The sequence below is a fragment of the Dactylosporangium sp. CA-052675 genome (assembly GCF_050947935.1).
Classification (GTDB): Bacteria; Actinomycetota; Actinomycetes; order Mycobacteriales; family Micromonosporaceae; genus Dactylosporangium.
Genome location: NZ_CP192010.1, coordinates 7,161,605 through 7,179,071, shown reverse-complemented (window position 1 = coordinate 7,179,071; position 17,467 = coordinate 7,161,605). Strand labels below are relative to the sequence as shown.

The following is a 17,467-nucleotide window of genomic DNA, read 5'->3' as shown; positions in this document are numbered from 1 at the left end:
ACGGACAAACCGGCACGACTCCTGCCCGCCGCGCGACGCCGCACGAACGCGGGTCAGGGCCGACACGGCCGGGCGTGACGGTCGCACGAACGCGGCGCGGCGGCCGTCGATTCCTCGTCGCGTTTGCCGCGCCGGTCGTGTCTGCCGGGGCTGAGCCGGTTCCTCGCCGCGTTCGCCCCGTCGGTCGTGTCTGCCGGGCAACGCCGGCTGAGGCTGAGCCGGTTCCTCGCCGCGTTTGCCGCGCCGGTCGTGTCTGCCGGGCAACGCCGCGCGGGCGCCGGCCGGGGCTGATGCGGCACGGCGCCCGCGCGGCGCGACGGTCGTCAGTTTCCGGCGATCGAGAACCCGTCGCCGCCGGTGCTGATCTGCGTGCCCTGCGCGAAGCTGCTGCCGAGCTGCGCGCGCAGCGCGTCGAACTCGGAGAACTGGGCGCTGTGCATCGACTCGCTGCCCTCGGCGGCGAAGACGTGGTCCGACTCCTCGGTGTCGTGCGAGTAGTTCGTGAAGTCGGTCGACTCGTAGCGGCTGCCGTCCGCGCCCTCGAACTCGACGTGCCGGCCGGTCTCGAAGTCGGTCGACTCGGCCGCCGAGTGGTCGGCCTCGAACACCCCGAACTGCGACTGGAAGTCCTGCTCGCCGCCGGAGGCCTGGTGCAGCTGCTCCAGCTCGCTGGACTCCTGGCCCATGGAGAAGTCGCCGTACTCGCTCATCGTCGTATTCCTCTCGGTGCTCTAGCTGAAGGGGGGTGGATCAGATGCGAGGAACACTACTAGCCAATCTCGTAGACCGAGTCCCCCATTCGTGCCAGCCGGGCTGACCACTACGAACGACGGTCGTACGTGGCTACGGCCGGTTCAGTGGGTACCGTCGGGGGCGTGCGATTCGTGATCATCGGGGCGGGTGCGGTCGGCGGCGTGGTCGCGGGCCGGCTGGCCGGCTCGGGCGCGGCCGTGGCGCTGGTCGCCCGCGGCCCCCACCTGGACGCCATCCGCCGCGACGGCCTGCTGCTGCGCGAGGCCGCCGGCGACTCCAGGCACCACCTGCCGGCCCACGCCACCCCGGCCGAGGTCGACTGGCAACCCGGCGACGTGGCGGTCCTGGCGGTGAAGGGCAACGACACCCAGGCGGTGCTGGAGCAGCTCCCGCGCGACGTGCCCGTCGTGTGCCTGCAGAACGGCGTGGCCAACGAGCGCGCCGCCCTGCGCCTGTTCCCCGACGTGTACGCCATCTGCGTCATGCTCCCGTCGGCCCACCTCGAGCCCGGCGTGGTCGTGGCCCAGTGCGCCCCGGTCCCGGGCATCCTCGACATCGGCCGCTTCCCGGGCGGCGTCGACGACACCAGCCGGGAGATCGCCACCCACCTCACGAAGGCCGGCTTCGTGTCCCAGCCGCGGCCGGACATCATGCGCCAGAAGTACACGAAACTGCTGATGAACCTGGGCAACGCCGTCGAGGCCCTGTGCGGCCAGGTCGAGGGCGCCGACGAACCCGCCGCGATCCTGCGCGCCGAGGGCGAGACGGTCCTGAAGGCCGCGGGCATCGACTTCGCCACCCTGGAGGAGGACAAGGCCCGGCGCGGCGACATCCTCCAGCTGGTCCCGGTGGCGGGCAGCATGCGCGGCGGCGGCTCGACGTGGCAGAGCCTGGCCCGGCGCACGGGCACGGTCGAGGCCGACTACCTCAACGGCGAGATCGTCCTGCTGGGCCGCCTCCACGGCGTCGCGGCCCCGGCCAACGAAACGGCCCGCCGCCTGGTGGTGGACGCGGCGCGCACCGGCAAGGCCCCCGGCTCCCTGACCCCCGCACAGCTCCTGGCCGCCATGCGGACGTCCTGACCGGGCGCACCGACCCGGTCTCGGCCCCGCGTCGGCCGACAGCGGAAGTCCTGACCGGGCACACCGAGCGGTGTCGCCCCGGGGCGGCTGAAATCCGACACACGCCGCATGTCGAATTAGTCGCCCAGCGCGACATAAATCCGATAAGTCGCGGCGCGGAGCGCCCGACTTATCGCCCCCGTCCCCGTGAGTTTGCGCACGGAACAGCCGCCGATCACCCGACTCGAACCCCGCCCGAGGCAGGATCCGAAACCGTGGCGATGCAGGCGGTGCTCTTCGACATGGACGGAACCCTCGTGGACAGCGAGAAGATCTGGGAGGTGGGCCTCACGGAGCTGGCCGCCCACCACGGCCGCCCCCTGTCCGCCCAGGCCCGGCGCGACATGGTCGGCACGAACATGGCCGAGTCCATGCGCATCCTCCACGACGACCTCGGCCTGCCCGCCACCCGCGAGGCCATGGACGAGTCCGTCGTCTGGCTCGAGGAGCGGGTGAAGGAGCTGCTGCGGCTGGGAGTGCCGTGGCGGCCGGGCGCGAAGGAGCTGCTCGGCGCGCTCAAGGCGGCCGGCGTACCGCTGGCCCTGGTCACGGCCACCCACCGGCATCTCGTCGATGTCGCCCTGCTCACGATCGGGGCCGAGCACTTCGACGCCGTCGTGGCCGGGGACGAGGTGGACGAGACCAAGCCGCACCCGATGCCCTACCTGACCGCCGCCGCGCTGGTCGGGGCCGAGGCCGGCAACTGCGTCGCGGTCGAGGACTCGCCGAACGGGATCAAGAGCGCGCGGGCGGCCGGGTGTGCCGTGCTGGCCGTACCGTGCGAGGTGGAGCTCGACCCCGAGGGCGTGACGCTCATCGGCTCGCTGCAGGACGTCGACGTCGACTATCTGCGCAAGCTCGTCGCCTGACGGCAAGACGCCCGCGGCCCGCAGGCCGCGGGCGTCCACCCCCGATGAGCAAGTTCAGTCGTGCGCGATCGCCTGCAGGACGTTGACCCGGGCCGCCCGGATCGAGGGCAGCACCGCGGCCACGACACCGATCAGCGCGGCCAGCACCAGATACGTCCCCATCTGCGTCCACGGGAACGCCATCTGCGTGAAGCCCTCGTTCTTGAGCGCCCGCACCACCGCCGAACCGAGCCCGACGCCCACGCCCAGGCCGAGCAGCGCGCCGAAGACCGAGATCACGACGGCCTCGACGGTGACCATCCGCATCGTCTGCGCCCGCCGCATGCCGATCGCCCGCAGCAGGCCCAGCTCGCGGGTCCGCTCCAGCACCGACAGCGCCAGGGTGTTGACGATGCCGAGCACCGCGATGAGGATCGCCAGCGCCAGCAGCACCTGGATCATCGTGAGCAGCTGGTCGAACTGGGCCGACTGCGCCGCCACGTACTCGGCGCGGTTGGCCACCGACACCTCCGGGTTGTCCTTGAGCAGCGTGTCGACCTGCCGCTGGACGTCGGCGACGGCGGTACCCGGCGCGACCTTCAGGTATCCCCACGACGGCTGCTGCACCCGGAAGTCCGTGATGACGTCCGGCGACACGATGATCCCGCCGGCCACGTTGCTCTTGGCGTAGATGCCGACGATCGTCACGTGGTGCACCTCGCCGCGGGTGAAGCGCATGTCCACGCTCTGCCCGACCGCCAGCCCGCGGCGCTTCGCCGTGTCCGGGTCGAGGATCGCCTGGTTCTTGCCGGTGAACGCGAGCGTGCCCTGCTGCGCGGCGAGCTTGAACATGCCCGCCCACGCGACCACGTCCGGCACCGCCGAGATGCTGGCGCGGTCGTCGCCGACCTGCCCGTACTCCCAGTACTCCGCCGCCGCGCTCGACACCCCGGGGATCCGGGCGGCCGAGTCCATCACGGCCGGGTCGAACGTCGCCGGCCCGTTCTGGTCGCCGTCGCCGGAGATGATGAGGTCGACGGTGACGTCCTTCTGCGCCTGCTGGTTCAGGCTCGACTTGGCCGAGGCGAGGATGACGTTCACGCCGGTGATGAGCGCGAGCCCGACCATGAGCGCGGCCGCGGTGATCGCCGTGCGGCGCGGGTTGCGGCCCGAGTTGAGCCGGCCCAGCTTGCCCGGCACCGACCACGAGAACAGCCGGCCGAGCAGCCCGACGACCGGGCGGGCCAGCAGCGGGGTGAGCAGCGCGACGCCGATGAAGGTCACGAGCACGCCGCTGAGGATCAGCCACAGCGGCGTGTTGCCGCTGCCCTTGCCGGCCAGGCCGAGCCCGAGCAGCGTGCCGCCGGCGGCGCCGACGAGCGCGCCGCTGACCGTGAGCTTCGTCAGTGGCCGGTCGGGCGTGGCCACCTCCTGCAGGGCGGCGATCGGCGGGATGCGGCTGGCGCGCAGGGCCGGCAGTACCGCCGCCACCACCGTCACGACCAGTCCGACCACGAAGGCGCTGATGACCGCGGCGGCCGGCACGCCCACCGAGGCCAGCGCGACGCCGGTGAGGTTGCCGAAGAGCCAGGCCAGCAGGACCCCGACGCCGATGCCGGCCGCCAGCCCGAGCACGGACGCGAGCAGCCCGATGGCGACCGCCTCGGTGAGCACCGAGCCGAGCGTCTGGGCGCGGCTGCCGCCGAGGGCCCGCATGAGGGCCAGCTCCCGGGTGCGCTGCGCGACGATGATCGAGAAGGTGTTGAGGATCAGGAAGGTGCCGACGAACAGCGCCACCCCGGCGAAGCCGATCAGGATGTTGTTGAAGAAGCCCAGGCCCGCCTTGAAGTCCTTGGTCGTCGCCTCCTGCAGCTCCTTGCCGGTCTTGACCTGGTAGCCGTCGCCGAGCGCGGCGGCGACCCGGTCGCGCAGCGCCTCGTGGGTGACGCCCGGCTCCGCCTTGACGTCGATGCTGCTGAACACCCCCTTCTGGCCCAGCATCAGCTCCTGGGCGACCGGCGTGGTGAACATGACCTCGAGCGAGCCGCCGATGGAGTCACGCTCGCCGCTGTACCCGAAGATGCCCACGAGCTTGAAGGTCTTCTTCGGCTGCAGGGTGAGCACGCCGACGTCGTCGCCGACCTTGATCCCGGCGGCCTTGGCCAGCTCCGCGTTGACGACGATCTCGTCGTCGGCGCTCGGTGCCCGCCCCTGCCGCAGCTTGAGCAGGTCCGACTCGCCGGTCCAGTTCTCGCCCAGGCGGGGCGGGCCGAACGTGGTGACGACCTTGCCGTTCCTGCCGATCACCCGGGCCCCGTCGGCGGCGGCCTGCGGGGTCACCCCGGCGACGCCCGGCACCGACCTGATCGTGTTTACGAGGTCGGCCGGCATCCCGGTGGCGGCCTGCTCGGGCCCGTCGAAGCCGCCGCCGGCCAGCGTCGCCTTCTTGCTCACCTGCACGTCGGTGCCGGAGTACACCGAGGCGAAGAGGTTGTCGAACGAGCGGCCGAGGGTGTCGGTGAGCACGAACGCGCCCGACACGAACATGACCCCGAGCACGACCGCGAGCCCGGAGAGCACCAGCCGTAGCTTGCGCGACAGCAGGCTCTTGATGGTGGCCTTCAGCATGAGGGTCAGGCCACCTTGTCCAGGCGCTTGAGCCGGTCGAGGACGGCGTCGGCGGTCGGCGCGTGCAGCTCGTCGACGATGTGGCCGTCGGCGAGGAAGACGACGCGGTCGGCGTAGGAGGCCGCGACCGGGTCGTGCGTGACCATGACGATCGTCTGGCCGAAGTCGCGGACCGAGTTGCGCAGGAAGGCCAGCACCTCGGCGCCCGAGCGCGAGTCGAGGTTGCCGGTGGGCTCGTCGGCGAAGATGACCTCGGGCCGCGAGACCAGGGCCCGGGCGCACGCGACGCGCTGCTGCTGGCCGCCGGAGAGCTGGCTCGGGCGGTGCGAGAGCCGGTCGCGCAGGCCGACCGTGTCGATGACGGTGTTGTACCAGGCCGGATCGGCCTTGCGCCCGCCGATCGACAGCGGCAGCAGGATGTTCTCCTCGGCGGTCAGGGTCGGCAGCAGGTTGAACTGCTGGAAGATGAAGCCGACCTTGTTGCGGCGCAGGTTCGTGAGCCCGCGGTCGGACAGGTCGGTGATCTTCGTGTCGCCGACGTACACCTGCCCCCGTGTCACGGCGTCGAGGCCGGCGAGGCAGTGCATCAGCGTCGACTTGCCCGAGCCCGACGGGCCCATGATCGCGGTGAACCGGCCCTTCTCCAGCTCGACCGACACGCCGGCGAGGGCGTTGACCTGAGCCTCGCCCGAGCCGTAGACCTTCCAGACGTCGACCGCCCGCGCGGCCACCTCGGTGCGCGTCGCAACCGATGCAGTCATGATTCCCCCTGGTGAATGGTGTGCCCATATCGTCTCGGCGGCCGGAGGGGAATGCGTCCGCCTGCGGGTAGACGCCGCCACGGATATTCGAGTGGGGGAGCAGCCCGGATCCCGGGTCGGGGTTGACCCTGACCCGGGACCGCACAGCTTGCTCAGACACGCGGCCGGAGCAGGATCTACTCGTACGCGATCGCACCCAGGACGTTCAGGCGCACGGCCCGGATCGACGGGATGAGCCCGGCGATGCCGCCGACGACGATCGAGGCGATGCAGTACACCACCATGAGCCCCCACGGCAGGGTGACCGCTCCGAACCCGAGCACGTCCTTGAGGGCCGTGACGATCGCCGCCCCCAGGGCCGCCCCGACGGCCAGGCCCAGCACCGTGCCGAAGACGGTGATGACGATCGACTCGGTCGTCACCATCTGCCAGGTCTGTGCGCGCCGCAGTCCGACGGCCCGCAGCAGGCCCAGCTCCCGGGTGCGCTCGATGACCGACAGCAGCAGCGTGTTGATGACGCCGAGCACCGAGATGGCCAGGGCGATGAACAGCAGCACCTGCACGATGACCAGGGCGAAGTCGAAGCCCTGCTGGTTGTTGCTGATGTACTCGTCCTTGGTGTACGCCTGCACCTGCGGGTTGTCCTCGACCACGGTGTTGACGGCGTCCTTGACCGCGGCGACGGACGCGCCGTCGCGCACCGAGATGAACGCCTGCCACGCCTGCGGGAAGGCGAAGCCGGCCTTCGCGTCGGCGTAGTCGACCACGAAGCCGGCGGCGACGTTCGACGGGGCGGTGATGCCGACGAGCGTCATCGTCTTGCGCTGGCCCTTCGTGAACGTCATCTCGACCGTCGAGCCGAGCTTGAGCTTGCGCGCGTCCGCCGTTTTGCGGTCCACCATGAACTCGCCGGCGTCGAGGCGGTCGACGCGCCCCTCGTCCGCCTTGATCTTGAGCACGGTGCCGGCCGCGGCCGGGTCGAGGTACGAGGCCGCGTACTGCCGCTCGCCGTCGACGTCCACCATGTCGAGCGTGAACGCGGCGACGGTCCGCGCGTCCGGCAGCCGCTCGATACGCTGCAGCTGCTCGTCGGTGAGGACCGGCGGGATCTCGTTGGTCTGCATGCCGAGCACGACGACATCGGCGGCGAGGTCCTTGTCGATGGTGTCGCCGAGCGCCGTGGACAGCGAGGTGAAGATGGTGCTGATCGCCGTCACGATCGCGATGCCGATCATCACCGCGCCGGCCGTGATCGCGGTGCGGCGCGGGTTGCGCGAGGAGTTGCGCCGCCCGAGCTTGCCCGGCACCGACCAGGACACGGCCGCGCCGAGCGCGGCGACGAGCGGCCTGGAGATGATCGGGGTCAGCAGCGCCACGCCGATGAGCACGCCGAGCACCCCGCCGAAGACCAGCGCCAGGGTGCCGCCGCCGGCGCCGGTCAGGCCCCAGATCAGCGCCCCCGCCGACAGCGCGGTGATGATCGCGCCGGAGACGGTGAGCCTGGTCAGCGGGCGGTCGGGGGTGGCCGACTCGCGCATCGCCGCGATCGGGGCGATCCGGGCCGCCTTCAGCGCCGGCATCAGGGCCGCGACGATGGTCACGCCGATGCCGATCACGAACGAGGCGACGATCGCCGAGATCGGGAAGCCGAGGCTGGCGACCTGGGCCCCGTCGGCGAGCCCGACGAACAGCCGGGCGCCGCCGGCCCCGAGGCCGAGGCCGACCAGGAAGCCCAGGAGCGAGCCGATCACGCCGATGATGACGGCCTCCAGCAGCACCGAGCGCAGGATCTGGCCCCGGGCCGCGCCCATCGCCCGCAGCAGCGCGAGCTCCTGGGTGCGCTGGGCGACGATGATCGAGAACGTGTTGAGGATCAGGAACACGCCCACGAGCAGCGCCACGGCGCCGAAGCCGAGCAGGACGTAGTTGAAGTACCGCAGGATGTCCTTGATGCCCTTGCTGCTCTCCTCGGAGAGCTCCTTGCCGGTCTGCACCACGAACTGGTCGCCGAGGCCGGCCTTGACGGTGTCGCGCAGCTGCTCGTCGCTGACCCCGGGCGCGGCCTTGACGTCGATGGCGTTGAACTGCCCGGCCGCGCCGAGCATCGACTCCTGGGCCTTCGCGGTGGTGAAGAAGACCGCGCTCTCGCCGGCCATCGAGTCCCGCCCGCCGGCGTAGCGCATCAGCCCCACGACGGTGTAGGTGGCCCGGTGCTGGTCGCGGGTGATGACGTCCATCGAGTCGCCGAGCTTGATCTTCGCCGTGACGGCCAGCCCGTTGTTGATGACGATCTCGTTGTCGGCCGACGGGGCGCGGCCCTGGTAGAGGTGCACCAGGTCGTCCTCGCCGTTCCAGCTGCCGCCGAACTGCTGGCCGGTCTGGTTGACCACGACCTTGCCGTTCTTGCCGATCGGGGTCGCGCCGTTGAGGAACACGCCGCCGGTGGCCTTGGCCACGCCGGGCATGGCCGCGACCCGGTCGACGGTCGAGGCGGGGAACGGGGTGCTCGGGTCGCTGCCGCCGCCGCCCTGCTGCTGGACCGCGGCCTTCGCCGAGACCTGCACGTCGGTGTACGTGTAGATGTTGGCGAAGAGGTTGTCGAAGGTGCGCCCGAGCGTGTCGGTCAGCACCAGCGAGCCGGACACGAACATGACCGACAGCACGACCGCGAGGGTCGACAGCGTCAGCCGTAGCTTGCGCGCCAGCAGGCTCTTGAGGGTCGCCTTCAGCATGGCGTCAAACCACCTCGTCGGCCAGGCGGCCCGGCGCGGTGTCGAGGCCCTTGAGCTTGTCCAGGACCGCCTCGGCGGTGGGTTCGCGCAGCTCGTCGACGATCCGGCCGTCGGCGAGGAAGATGACCCGGTCGGCGTAGGAGGCCGCGTTCGGGTCGTGGGTCACCATGACGATCGTCTGGCCGTACTCGCGCACCGAGTTACGCAGGAACGCCAGCACCTCGGCGCCCGAGCGCGAGTCGAGGTTGCCGGTGGGCTCGTCGGCGAAGATGACCTCGGGCCGCGAGACCAGGGCCCGGGCGCACGCGACCCGCTGCTGCTGGCCGCCGGAGAGCTGGCTGGGCCGGTGCCCGAGGCGGTCGGAGAGCCCGACCGTCCTGATGACGGTGTCGTACCACGCGCTGTCCGGCTTGCGCCCGGCGATCGACAGCGGCAGGAGGATGTTCTCCTCGGCGGTCAGCGTCGGCAGCAGGTTGAACTGCTGGAAGATGAACCCGACCTTGGTCCGGCGCAGGTCGGTGAGCGCCTTGTCCGACATCCCGGTGAGGCGGGTGTCGCCGATGAGGATGTCCCCGCGCGTGACCGAGTCCAGCCCCGCGAGCGTGTGCATCAGCGTCGACTTGCCCGAGCCCGACGGCCCCATGATCGCGGTGAAGTGCCCGCGCTCGAGCTCGACGCTCACCCCGTGCAGCGCGATGACCTGAGCCTCGCCGCTGCCGTACACCTTCCACACGTCGACCGCGCGAGCGGCGATGCCGTTGCCGGTCGTGACGTTCGTGGTCACGCTCAGTCCTCCTGGTGAGGTGGTGCCCCTGTCCTGACCACCTCACGCTAGGGCCGCGCCGGCCCGCTTCCCTCGTCCCCGAGGACGACCTCAGGACCCGGGCCGGACCAGTCCGGTCTCGTACGCGAGGACGACGGCCTGCACCCGATCGCGGAGGCCGAGCTTCGTGAGCACGTGCCCGACGTGCGTCTTGACGGTCGTCTCGCTCACGGACAGTGCCCGCGCGATCTCCGCGTTGGACAGACCCCGGGCCAGCTGGACGAGCACCTCGCGCTCCCGATCGGTGAGCACCCGCAGGTCGTGCGGCGGCTCGGCGGACGGGTCGGGCAGCGCGTCGGCGAACTTGTCCAGCAGCCGCTTGAGGATCCGGGGAGCGACGACGGCCTCGCCGGCGGCCACGGTGCGGATGGCGATGACCAGGTCGTCGGCGGGAACGTCCTTGGCCAGGAACCCGCTGGCCCCGGCCCGCAGCGCCCCGACGACGTATTCGTCGAGGTCGAAGGTCGTGAGGATCAGCACCCGGACCGGCAGCTTGGCATCGACGATGGCCCGGGTGGCCGCGACCCCGTCCATGCGCGGCATCCGGATGTCCATGAGCACCACGTCGGGCAGCAGCCGCCGGGCCAGCTCGACGGCCTCGACCCCGTCCCCGGCCTCGGCCACGATGTCGAGGTCGGGCTCCCCGCCCAGCACCATCCGGAACCCGGTCCGCAGCAGCGGCTGATCATCGGCCAGCAACAGCCGAATCGGTCGCGCCTGAGTCAACTCGCCAACTGCCTCTCTGCGGGAAGCTCGATCGGAATCCGTGCGTGCACACGATAGCCGCCGCCGGACCGGGGCCCGGTGCGCAGCGTTCCGCCGTACAGCATGACCCGCTCGCGCATCCCGAGCAGCCCGTGCCCGACGGCGGCGGACCCGAGCTGCGGCCCGCGCCCGGTGTCGCAGATCTCCACGGTGGACTCGGTGGGCGTGAACGTGAGCCGGACCTCGACCGTGGCGGCGCCGGCGTGCTTGAGCGCGTTGGTGAGCGCCTCCTGGACGATGCGGTACAGCGTGAGGGAGACCCCGGGATCGAGCATCCCCGGCTCCCCTTCGACGCGCAGGACCGCCGGAAGCCCGGCCTCCCGGATCTGCTCGACCAGCCCTTCGATGCCGGCCAGCCCCGGCTGCGGCGCCAGCTCCCCGGCCGGCTCGGTCTCGGTGCGCAGCACGCTGAGCAGCCGCCGCATCTCCCGCAACGCGGTCCGCCCGGTCTCCTCGATGGTGGCCAGGGCCTCGTCGGCGGCACCGGGATCCCGCGACAGCATCCGCCGGGACCCGGTGGCGAGCACCCCCATGACGCTGACGTGGTGCGCGACGACGTCGTGCAGCTCCCGGGCGATCCGCCGCCGCTCCTCGGCGACGGCCTTCTCGGTCAGCGCCTGCTGGGTGTTCTCGGCGGTCCGGGCCCGGTCCTCGAGCGCGGCGATGTAGGCCCGCCGGGTGGCGACGCTCCGCCCGACGGTGAAGCAGACGAGCGCGCTCATGACGTTGAAGATCAGGAAGATCTTGGCGTCCGGATAGAACGCGCTGGCCCCGGTCCGCCCGAACGCCAGGGCCAGCGTGATCCCGGGCGCCCACATGGCGACGGCGGCGAGCATGGCCGCCCGAACGGGAAGGTACGCCGCCGCCGTGTAGGTGACGACGATGACCGCGAGGCCGCCGTCGACCAGGTCCAGCCGCCCGGCGAACGGCACCAGGATGTGCAGCGAGGTCCAGCCGATGGCGACCGGGAGCGCCCGCCGCCGCAGCGCGACGGCGAGCATCCCGATGCTGTCGTAGACGAGCTGCGCGGGCAGGTCGACGACCCCGAACGCCCGCTGCGCGAGCGACTCGAGCAGCGTGCTGATGCCCAGCAGCACGAGGGCAAGCACGATGTCCTGGGCGAACGGATCCCCACGACGCCCCAGAAACTCCCTGACTCGGCCCACGTCATCGACGGTAGACGCCGCAGCTGCCGGGGGCTCCTCCTCAGGGATGAGACGCCCTCATCCGCAGCGCCCCGCCGCCGTCCCCGCGAGGCGGACCCGCCCGGCGACCGCCAATTGGAGCATCTCCATCAATTCGGCCATAGGCTGCGAAAAGGCGTGTAAGCCCGTATAGGCCGTGACAACCCCACAGCAGATGCGGGCTCAGGGGATCAGCACGACCTTGCCGTGCGGCGCGCCCGAGAGGCTGAGCTCGGCGGCGGCGCGCCAGTCGTCGAGCGGGAAGGTGGCGGCGATGGGCAGCGTGAAGGTGCCGGCGGCCGCCCGGGCCGCGTAGTCGGGCAGGAAGCCGGACGATGGGAAGCCGCCGCCGGCCATGAGCTCGTCGATGTTCACGCGGGCGCCCTGCGTCCGCGCCTCGTCGTGGTTGCTGATGGTGACGACGCGCTTCGGGTCGCCCGCGATCTTGATGAGGTCGGCGATGGCACCGGCGTTGGGGCGCGAGACGTCGAGGACGTGATCCACCGGCACGTCTGCCAGGGCCCGTACGCGCTCCACCATTCCCGCGCCGTACGGCGTCACGGCCGCGCCGAATCTCTCGAGGTCGGGTGCGAACGTCGGCCCGGCGGTGGCGATCACCCGGGCTCCGCGGCTCAGCGCGATCTGAACGGCCGCGAAGCCGACCATGCCGCCGGCGCCGTGAATCAGCACAAGCTGACCAGGCCGAACGTCCATCAGGTCGAGGGTCCAGACCGCGGTCTGCAGCACCATCGGCAGCGTGGCCGCGTGCACGGCATCGAGCCCGGACGGGACGGGGAACCACAGGTTCAGGATCGCGAAGTCGGCCGCCCCGGCGCTCGGCTGCGCGGCGAAGTCCGACACCCCGAACATCAGGTCTCCGACCGTGACGCCGTCCACGCCGGCGCCGATCGCGTCGACCGTGCCGGCCACGTCGTAGCCGATGCCGCGGGGAAGTGCGCCCGGCATGAAGCCGCGGCAGAGCTCCCAGTCGGCGGGGTTCAGCCCGGTGGCGGTGACGCGGACGCGGATCCTGCCTTCGCCCGGGTCGGCGACCTCGGTCCGTTCCGCGAGCAGGACGTCCAGCGGCTCGCCGGTCGTGTGGAATCGGATGGCGCGCGACTCGACCGTGCTCATAAGGTACCCCTCGATGTCAGTGGCGCACGCTGCTTAGCGTCAGTGACTGACGCTAACACGTTGTGACAGTGACTGCCACTACGTGCGGTAGGCTCCCTCCATGCCGAGAAGCGGGAAGGAAGCACGAGAGCGGCTGGAGCACGCGGCGCTCGAGCTCTTCGCCGCGCGCGGGTTCGACGCGGTCACCACGGCCGAGATCGCAGCGCTCGCCGGCGTGACCGAGCGCACGTTCTTCCGGCACTTCCCGGACAAGCGCGAGGTGCTGTTCGATGGCGAGCGGCGGCTGACCGAGTGGGTGAGCGAGGCGCTCGCGTCGGTGCCCGCCGACGTCGCGCCGTGGCCCGCGATGCGCCGGGCGGTCGACCGCATCGTCCCGCCGCTCGAGGCGAACCGTGAGGGCGGCGAGCGCCTGGCCGTCATCGCCGCGGCGACACCGGCCGTGCAGGAGCGCGCGGCGGCGAAGCAAGCCCACCTCATCGGCGTGATCGCCGATCTGCTGATCGCTCGCGGCGTCGCCCCGGAGGAGGCCTCCCTCGTCGCGCGTACCTGCTGGGGTGTGCTCGCGCACGCCATCGGATCATGGCGAGCGGCCCCCGGCACGCCGCTACAGCCGCACGTCGACCGCGCCTTCGACCTGCTCGAGGGTCTCCTGCCCCGTCCGCACCGGCGAGCTTCATCCGGACAGCCCCGGCTCAGTTCCTGAAACCACAGAGCCCGCACGGGCGGTAACCGTCGATGTCGACGGAGTGGGTGCCGTAGAAGTGCGGGCTCTCGTGGTGGCCGGCGGGTTGTGCGCCAGGACCTCGTCGTCAACGTCGCGGCCGGGCCTACGCAGGGCGGCCACGCCGAGGCCGTGGTACCCGGTGGACCAGCGGACGATCGCGTTGGACGCGAGGGTGAGGCACCGCATCTGCGCCGTGGGTGCCGGTGGCGCGCTCGGAAGTCGGCAGATCGGCGACCTGCCCGAACCGCCGGCACCCACGGCCTCCGCGCCACGGCGGGCGCCGGCGCGCACGGGGCAGCCCTCCCCGCGAGTCAGTCCCGCTCCACCACCACCGACCCCGAATCCGTGGCGCCGGCCGGAAACGCGGGCGGAGTCCCGCCGTAGGCCGGGCACAGCGCCTGATGCGCACACCACCCACACAGCCGCGACGGCTTGGCCCGGAAGTCCTTCGCGGCCGTGGCCGCCGCGATCGCCTCCCACAGCGCCAGCAGCGTCCGCTCGAACCGCTCGAGATCGTCCGAGTCCGGGGCGAAGTCGCAGACCTCCCGGTCGCGCAGATACATCAGCCGCAGCACCCGCGGCACCACGCCCCGGGTGCGCCACAGCACGAGGGCGTAGAACTTGAGCTGGAACATCGCCCGGGCCTCGAACGCCTCCCGCGGCGCGCCGCCCGTCTTGTAGTCGACCACCCGGACGTCCCCGGCCGGCGACACGTCGAGCCGGTCGATGATCCCGCGGATGACGAGCCGCCCGTCGACCTGGGCCTCGACGTAGGCCTCGCGGTCGGCCGGCTCCAGCCGATTCGGGTCCTCGAGAGAGAAATACCCCCCGAGCAGCTCCCGGGCCTCCGCGAGGAACTCGTCCAGCGTCAGCGGCGAGCCGGCGAAGATCGACGCCAGCTCCGGCTCCTCCTCGACGAGCCGGGCCCACTGCGGCGCCGCGAGCTCGGCGGCGCGCTCGGGCGTGCGGTCCCCGGCCGGGCTGTCGAAGAGCACCTCCAGCACCGCGTGCACCAGGGTGCCGCGGGCCTGGTCGGCGGTCGGGCGCTCGGGCAGGCGGTCGATGCTGCGGAAGCGGTAGAGCAGGGGGCACGTCTTGAAGTCCGCGGCGCGCGACGGCGACAGGGTTGGCAGGGCGGAGGTAACGGGCACCGTCATGCCCAAGAGGTTAAACGGGGGGTACGACAGAAAACGCGCCGCGAACCGCCGAACCCGTAGCATCGGGGGCAATGGACGAACACCGCACGGCATCCGCGCCGGCGTCGCCGGCTGCCCGCCCGCAGCCCCGGGAGCGCGGATCGGGCATCCCGCTGGGCCGGATCGCCGGGGTGCCGGTCTCCCTCGCGCCGTCCTGGCTGCTGCTCGCGGCCCTGATCACGATCACCTATGGGCAGTACCTCTCGGCCCGCTCCGAGCGCCTCACCCTCACCACCGGCCTCGCGATCGGCTTCGGCTTCGTCGTCTGCCTGCTGGTCTCGGTGCTGCTGCACGAGCTCGGCCACGCGGTCACCAGCCGGCACAGCGGCATCGGTGTGCGGGGGATCACGCTGGAGATGCTGGGCGGCTACACCGAGATGGAGCGCGAGGCGCCGCGGCCGGGCGTGGAGCTGTACGTCTCCCTCTCCGGACCCGCCGTCTCCCTCGTGCTCGGCCTGCTCGCGGCCGGCACCGCCGCCGTCCTGCCCCCTGGCGGCATCCCCGAGACCTTCGCGTTCCAGCTGGCCCTGTCCAACATCGTCGTCGCCGTGTTCAACGCCCTGCCCGGGCTGCCCCTGGACGGCGGCCGGGCCCTGCAGGCGCTCGTGTGGAAGCTCACCGGCGACCCCAACACCGGCCGGCTCGTGGCCGGCTGGGTCGGCCGGCTGCTGGCCCTCGCGACCGCCGCCGCGGCCGTGCTGCTGCTGTTCTCGCCCCTCGTCAAGGGGTACTTCGGCGTCCTGTTCACCCTGCTGGTCGCGCTCACCATGTGGGTCGGCGCCGGCCAGGCGATCCGGCACGCGAAGGCGGTCGGCAACCTGCCCCCGTTCAGCGCCCGCGAGCTGGCCCGGCCGGTGGTGGCCCTCACCGCCTCGACCCCGCTGTCGGAGGCCGACCGGATCGCCGCCCTCAGCGAGCACGAGGAGCGCCGGCCGGTCGTCGCCGTCGTCGACTCGGCGGGCAGCCTGATCGGCTTCGTCCACGGCGCCTCCGCCCGGGCCGTGCCGGCCGAGCGGCGGCCCTGGGTGCCGCTCGGCGACGTGACCCGGCGCATCGACCGCGAGCACGTGCTCCCGGGCGATCTGCGGGGCGCCGACCTGCTCACGGCGATCAGGGACGACCCGGGCGGCGACTACCTGGTGGTCACCGGGGAGGATGTGCACGGCGTCCTGCGCGGCGCCGAGCTCGTCTCCCTCGTGGCCCCCACCCGGGGGCCGCGCAGGCCGACCGTCCGGAGGAACAGCACGTGACCGTGGAAAGCCCCGCCCAGACCCCGTCCGCCGTCCGGAGGGGCCCCTTCGTCCCCGGCGACCGGGTCCAGCTCACCGACCCCAAGGGCCGGATGCACACCATCGTGCTGGAGCCGGGCAAGGAGTTCCACACCCACCGAGGGCGGCTCGCGCACGACGAGCTCATCGGCGCGCCCGACGGCAGCGTGGTGAGCTCGACCGGCGGCACCGCCTACCTCGCCCTGCGCCCGCTGCTGAGCGACTACGTGCTGTCGATGCCCCGTGGCGCTCAGGTGATCTACCCGAAGGACGCCGCCCAGATCGTGGCCATGGGCGACATCTTCCCGGGCGCCCGCGTGCTCGAGGCCGGGGCCGGCTCCGGCGCGCTGACCTGCTCGCTCCTGCGCGCCGTGGGGCCGGAGGGCCGCGTGACGTCCTACGAGATGCGCGAGGACTTCGCGGCGATCGCCCGGCGCAACGTCGAGGCCTTCCTCGGGCCGCAGCCGGGCTGGACCCTGCGGGTCGGTGACGTGGCCGGCTGCGAAGATACCGGGTTTGATCGGATAATCCTGGACATGCTCACCCCATGGGAGATCCTGCCGCTCGTGTCGCGGGCGCTGATTCCCGGCGGGGTGTTCATCGGCTATGTGGCGACCACGCCCCAATTGTCGGAGTTGGTGGAGGCCTTGCGCGAGGATGGTGGGTACACCGAACCTCGTGCATGGGAGAGTCTGGTGCGGGACTGGCACGCGGAGGGGCTGGCCGTGCGGCCGGACCACCGCATGATCGCGCACACGGCTTTCCTGGTCAGCGCCCGCAAGCTCGCGCCGGGCGTCACCGCGCCGCCGCGCCGGCGCAAACCGAGCAAGGGGGCCGAGGCGTACGCGGCACGGCGGTTGGCGGCCGCCGCGGCCGCACGGGCAGACGAGGAGGCCGAAGCGCATGAGCCGACCGAGCTTCAGTGACCTACCCGCGGTCTTTCCCGACTGGTCGCCGTATCCGGACCTCGAGTCGGCGGCCCGGGCATACCTGCGCGATCCGGACATTGCGCTCGACGCCATGGCCGGCGTCCTGCGCGGCCAGAGCGTGCTCGGATTCACCCTGGAGCGCTTCGTCAACGACGTGAACGGGGTCTGGCAGGAGGTCGTCGTCTGCGACGGCAACCGGCTGATCCTCTGGCACGGCGAGGACATCCCTCCGGAGGAGGCGCCGCCGGGCTCGATGACCTCGTCGCTGCGGGTGGTGGCCCTGTCCGCGGTGACCGAGGTCGGTTGCCGGCGGCGCATCTGCCGCAACCCCAACGGCACGCACCGCGTCGACAGCGTGGACGTGTATCTGCTGCTCACGTCGCTCGACGAGGCCAACGTGGCGGCCGAGGAGGCCGGCTCGGTCATCCGGCACGACGCGCTGCGCTTCGGCAAGACCCTCGACGACGGCGGCGCGGGTCAGATCGCCCGCCTGGAGGAGTTCGCCCGCCTGGTCAGCTCGCTGGTCGGCAAGCCGATGCTGTAACGCATTTCATTCACGTTCATTCATGGCCCGGACCGCGTCACCTGCGGACCGTTGCTC

15 protein-coding genes are annotated in these 17,467 nt (G+C 71.9%); 6 read left to right on the top strand and 9 right to left on the bottom strand.

Features of this window, described 5'->3' with window-relative positions:
- Positions 1-323 precede the first annotated feature (323 nt).
- Positions 324-710, bottom strand: a complete 387-nt coding sequence (locus tag ACQP1P_RS32045; RefSeq protein ID WP_433076505.1) for a hypothetical protein — start codon at positions 708-710, stop codon at positions 324-326.
- Positions 711-875: 165 nt separating this feature from the next.
- On the opposite strand from ACQP1P_RS32045, the gene ACQP1P_RS32040 reads away from it, so the two are divergent.
- The gene (locus ACQP1P_RS32040; RefSeq protein WP_433076503.1) at positions 876-1,835 is read left to right on the top strand and encodes a ketopantoate reductase family protein; all 960 of its coding nucleotides are present in this window, start codon (positions 876-878) and stop codon (positions 1,833-1,835) included.
- A gap of 269 nt (positions 1,836-2,104) precedes the next feature.
- A complete protein-coding gene (locus tag ACQP1P_RS32035; protein ID WP_433090190.1) occupies positions 2,105-2,743 on the top strand; it encodes an HAD family hydrolase in 639 nt (212 codons plus the stop codon).
- 54 nt (positions 2,744-2,797) lie between these two features.
- Here ACQP1P_RS32035 and ACQP1P_RS32030 read toward each other — a convergent pair whose 3' ends face one another.
- From ACQP1P_RS32030 to ACQP1P_RS32000, 7 genes are all read right to left on the bottom strand, one after another.
- Entirely contained in the window at positions 2,798-5,350 is a 2,553-nt protein-coding gene (locus ACQP1P_RS32030) for an ABC transporter permease (protein WP_433076501.1), read from the bottom strand.
- Positions 5,351-5,355: 5 nt separating this feature from the next.
- Complete coding sequence (locus tag ACQP1P_RS32025; RefSeq protein ID WP_433076499.1) at positions 5,356-6,111, bottom strand: ABC transporter ATP-binding protein; 756 nt, start codon at positions 6,109-6,111, stop codon at positions 5,356-5,358.
- 176 nt (positions 6,112-6,287) lie between these two features.
- A complete protein-coding gene (locus ACQP1P_RS32020) occupies positions 6,288-8,843 on the bottom strand; it encodes an ABC transporter permease (RefSeq protein WP_433076497.1) in 2,556 nt (851 codons plus the stop codon).
- 4 nt (positions 8,844-8,847) lie between these two features.
- Positions 8,848-9,627, bottom strand: a complete 780-nt coding sequence (locus ACQP1P_RS32015; RefSeq protein ID WP_433076495.1) for an ABC transporter ATP-binding protein — start codon at positions 9,625-9,627, stop codon at positions 8,848-8,850.
- Between the two features lie 90 nt (positions 9,628-9,717).
- The gene (locus ACQP1P_RS32010; RefSeq protein ID WP_433090188.1) at positions 9,718-10,323 is read right to left on the bottom strand and encodes a LuxR C-terminal-related transcriptional regulator; all 606 of its coding nucleotides are present in this window, start codon (positions 10,321-10,323) and stop codon (positions 9,718-9,720) included.
- A gap of 65 nt (positions 10,324-10,388) precedes the next feature.
- Positions 10,389-11,597: a sensor histidine kinase gene (locus ACQP1P_RS32005; protein WP_433076493.1), complete on the bottom strand. Its 1,209-nt coding sequence runs from the start codon at positions 11,595-11,597 to the stop codon at positions 10,389-10,391.
- A 201-nt stretch (positions 11,598-11,798) separates the two neighbouring features.
- On the bottom strand, positions 11,799-12,749 hold the full coding sequence (locus ACQP1P_RS32000; protein ID WP_433076491.1) for an NADP-dependent oxidoreductase: 951 nt from the start codon (positions 12,747-12,749) through the stop codon (positions 11,799-11,801).
- Between the two features lie 100 nt (positions 12,750-12,849).
- Here ACQP1P_RS32000 and ACQP1P_RS31995 point away from each other — a divergent pair, with 100 nt between their 5' ends.
- Entirely contained in the window at positions 12,850-13,452 is a 603-nt protein-coding gene (locus ACQP1P_RS31995; RefSeq protein WP_433076489.1) for a TetR family transcriptional regulator, read from the top strand.
- A 332-nt stretch (positions 13,453-13,784) separates the two neighbouring features.
- On the opposite strand, the gene ACQP1P_RS31990 is transcribed toward ACQP1P_RS31995, so the two are convergent.
- Positions 13,785-14,630 (bottom strand): RecB family exonuclease, encoded by an 846-nt coding sequence (locus tag ACQP1P_RS31990; RefSeq protein WP_433076487.1) that lies wholly within the window; start codon positions 14,628-14,630, stop codon positions 13,785-13,787.
- Positions 14,631-14,701: 71 nt separating this feature from the next.
- Here ACQP1P_RS31990 and ACQP1P_RS31985 point away from each other — a divergent pair, with 71 nt between their 5' ends.
- Genes ACQP1P_RS31985 through ACQP1P_RS31975 form a run of 3 tightly spaced genes read left to right on the top strand, consistent with a single transcriptional unit; the run spans position 14,702 to position 17,410 of the window.
- Positions 14,702-15,919, top strand: coding sequence for a site-2 protease family protein (locus tag ACQP1P_RS31985; RefSeq protein WP_433076485.1), 1,218 nt, complete (start codon positions 14,702-14,704; stop codon positions 15,917-15,919).
- Entirely contained in the window at positions 15,916-16,863 is a 948-nt protein-coding gene (locus ACQP1P_RS31980; RefSeq protein ID WP_433076484.1) for a tRNA (adenine-N1)-methyltransferase, read from the top strand. Before ACQP1P_RS31985 ends, ACQP1P_RS31980 begins: the two co-directional genes overlap by 4 nt.
- Positions 16,841-17,410, top strand: coding sequence for a hypothetical protein (locus ACQP1P_RS31975; RefSeq protein ID WP_433076482.1), 570 nt, complete (start codon positions 16,841-16,843; stop codon positions 17,408-17,410). The genes ACQP1P_RS31980 and ACQP1P_RS31975 overlap by 23 nt, the downstream gene beginning before the upstream one ends.
- The last annotated feature ends 57 nt before the right edge of the window (positions 17,411-17,467 follow it).

Excerpts from the sequence above, each read along its gene's own strand:
- ACQP1P_RS32010 (WP_433090188.1), bottom strand. The coding sequence starts at position 10,323 with ATGGTGCTGGGCGGGGAGCCCGACCTCGACATCGTGGCCGAGGCCGGG.
- ACQP1P_RS32020 (WP_433076497.1), bottom strand. The coding sequence starts at position 8,843 with ATGCTGAAGGCGACCCTCAAGAGCCTGCTGGCGCGCAAGCTACGGCTG.
- ACQP1P_RS31975 (WP_433076482.1), top strand. The coding sequence starts at position 16,841 with ATGAGCCGACCGAGCTTCAGTGACCTACCCGCGGTCTTTCCCGACTGG.
- ACQP1P_RS32000 (WP_433076491.1), bottom strand. The coding sequence starts at position 12,749 with ATGAGCACGGTCGAGTCGCGCGCCATCCGATTCCACACGACCGGCGAG.
- ACQP1P_RS32045 (WP_433076505.1), bottom strand. The coding sequence starts at position 710 with ATGAGCGAGTACGGCGACTTCTCCATGGGCCAGGAGTCCAGCGAGCTG.
- ACQP1P_RS31985 (WP_433076485.1), top strand. The coding sequence starts at position 14,702 with ATGGACGAACACCGCACGGCATCCGCGCCGGCGTCGCCGGCTGCCCGC.
- ACQP1P_RS32025 (WP_433076499.1), bottom strand. The coding sequence starts at position 6,111 with ATGACTGCATCGGTTGCGACGCGCACCGAGGTGGCCGCGCGGGCGGTC.
- ACQP1P_RS31995 (WP_433076489.1), top strand. The coding sequence starts at position 12,850 with ATGCCGAGAAGCGGGAAGGAAGCACGAGAGCGGCTGGAGCACGCGGCG.
- ACQP1P_RS31990 (WP_433076487.1), bottom strand. The coding sequence starts at position 14,630 with ATGACGGTGCCCGTTACCTCCGCCCTGCCAACCCTGTCGCCGTCGCGC.
- ACQP1P_RS32030 (WP_433076501.1), bottom strand. The coding sequence starts at position 5,350 with ATGCTGAAGGCCACCATCAAGAGCCTGCTGTCGCGCAAGCTACGGCTG.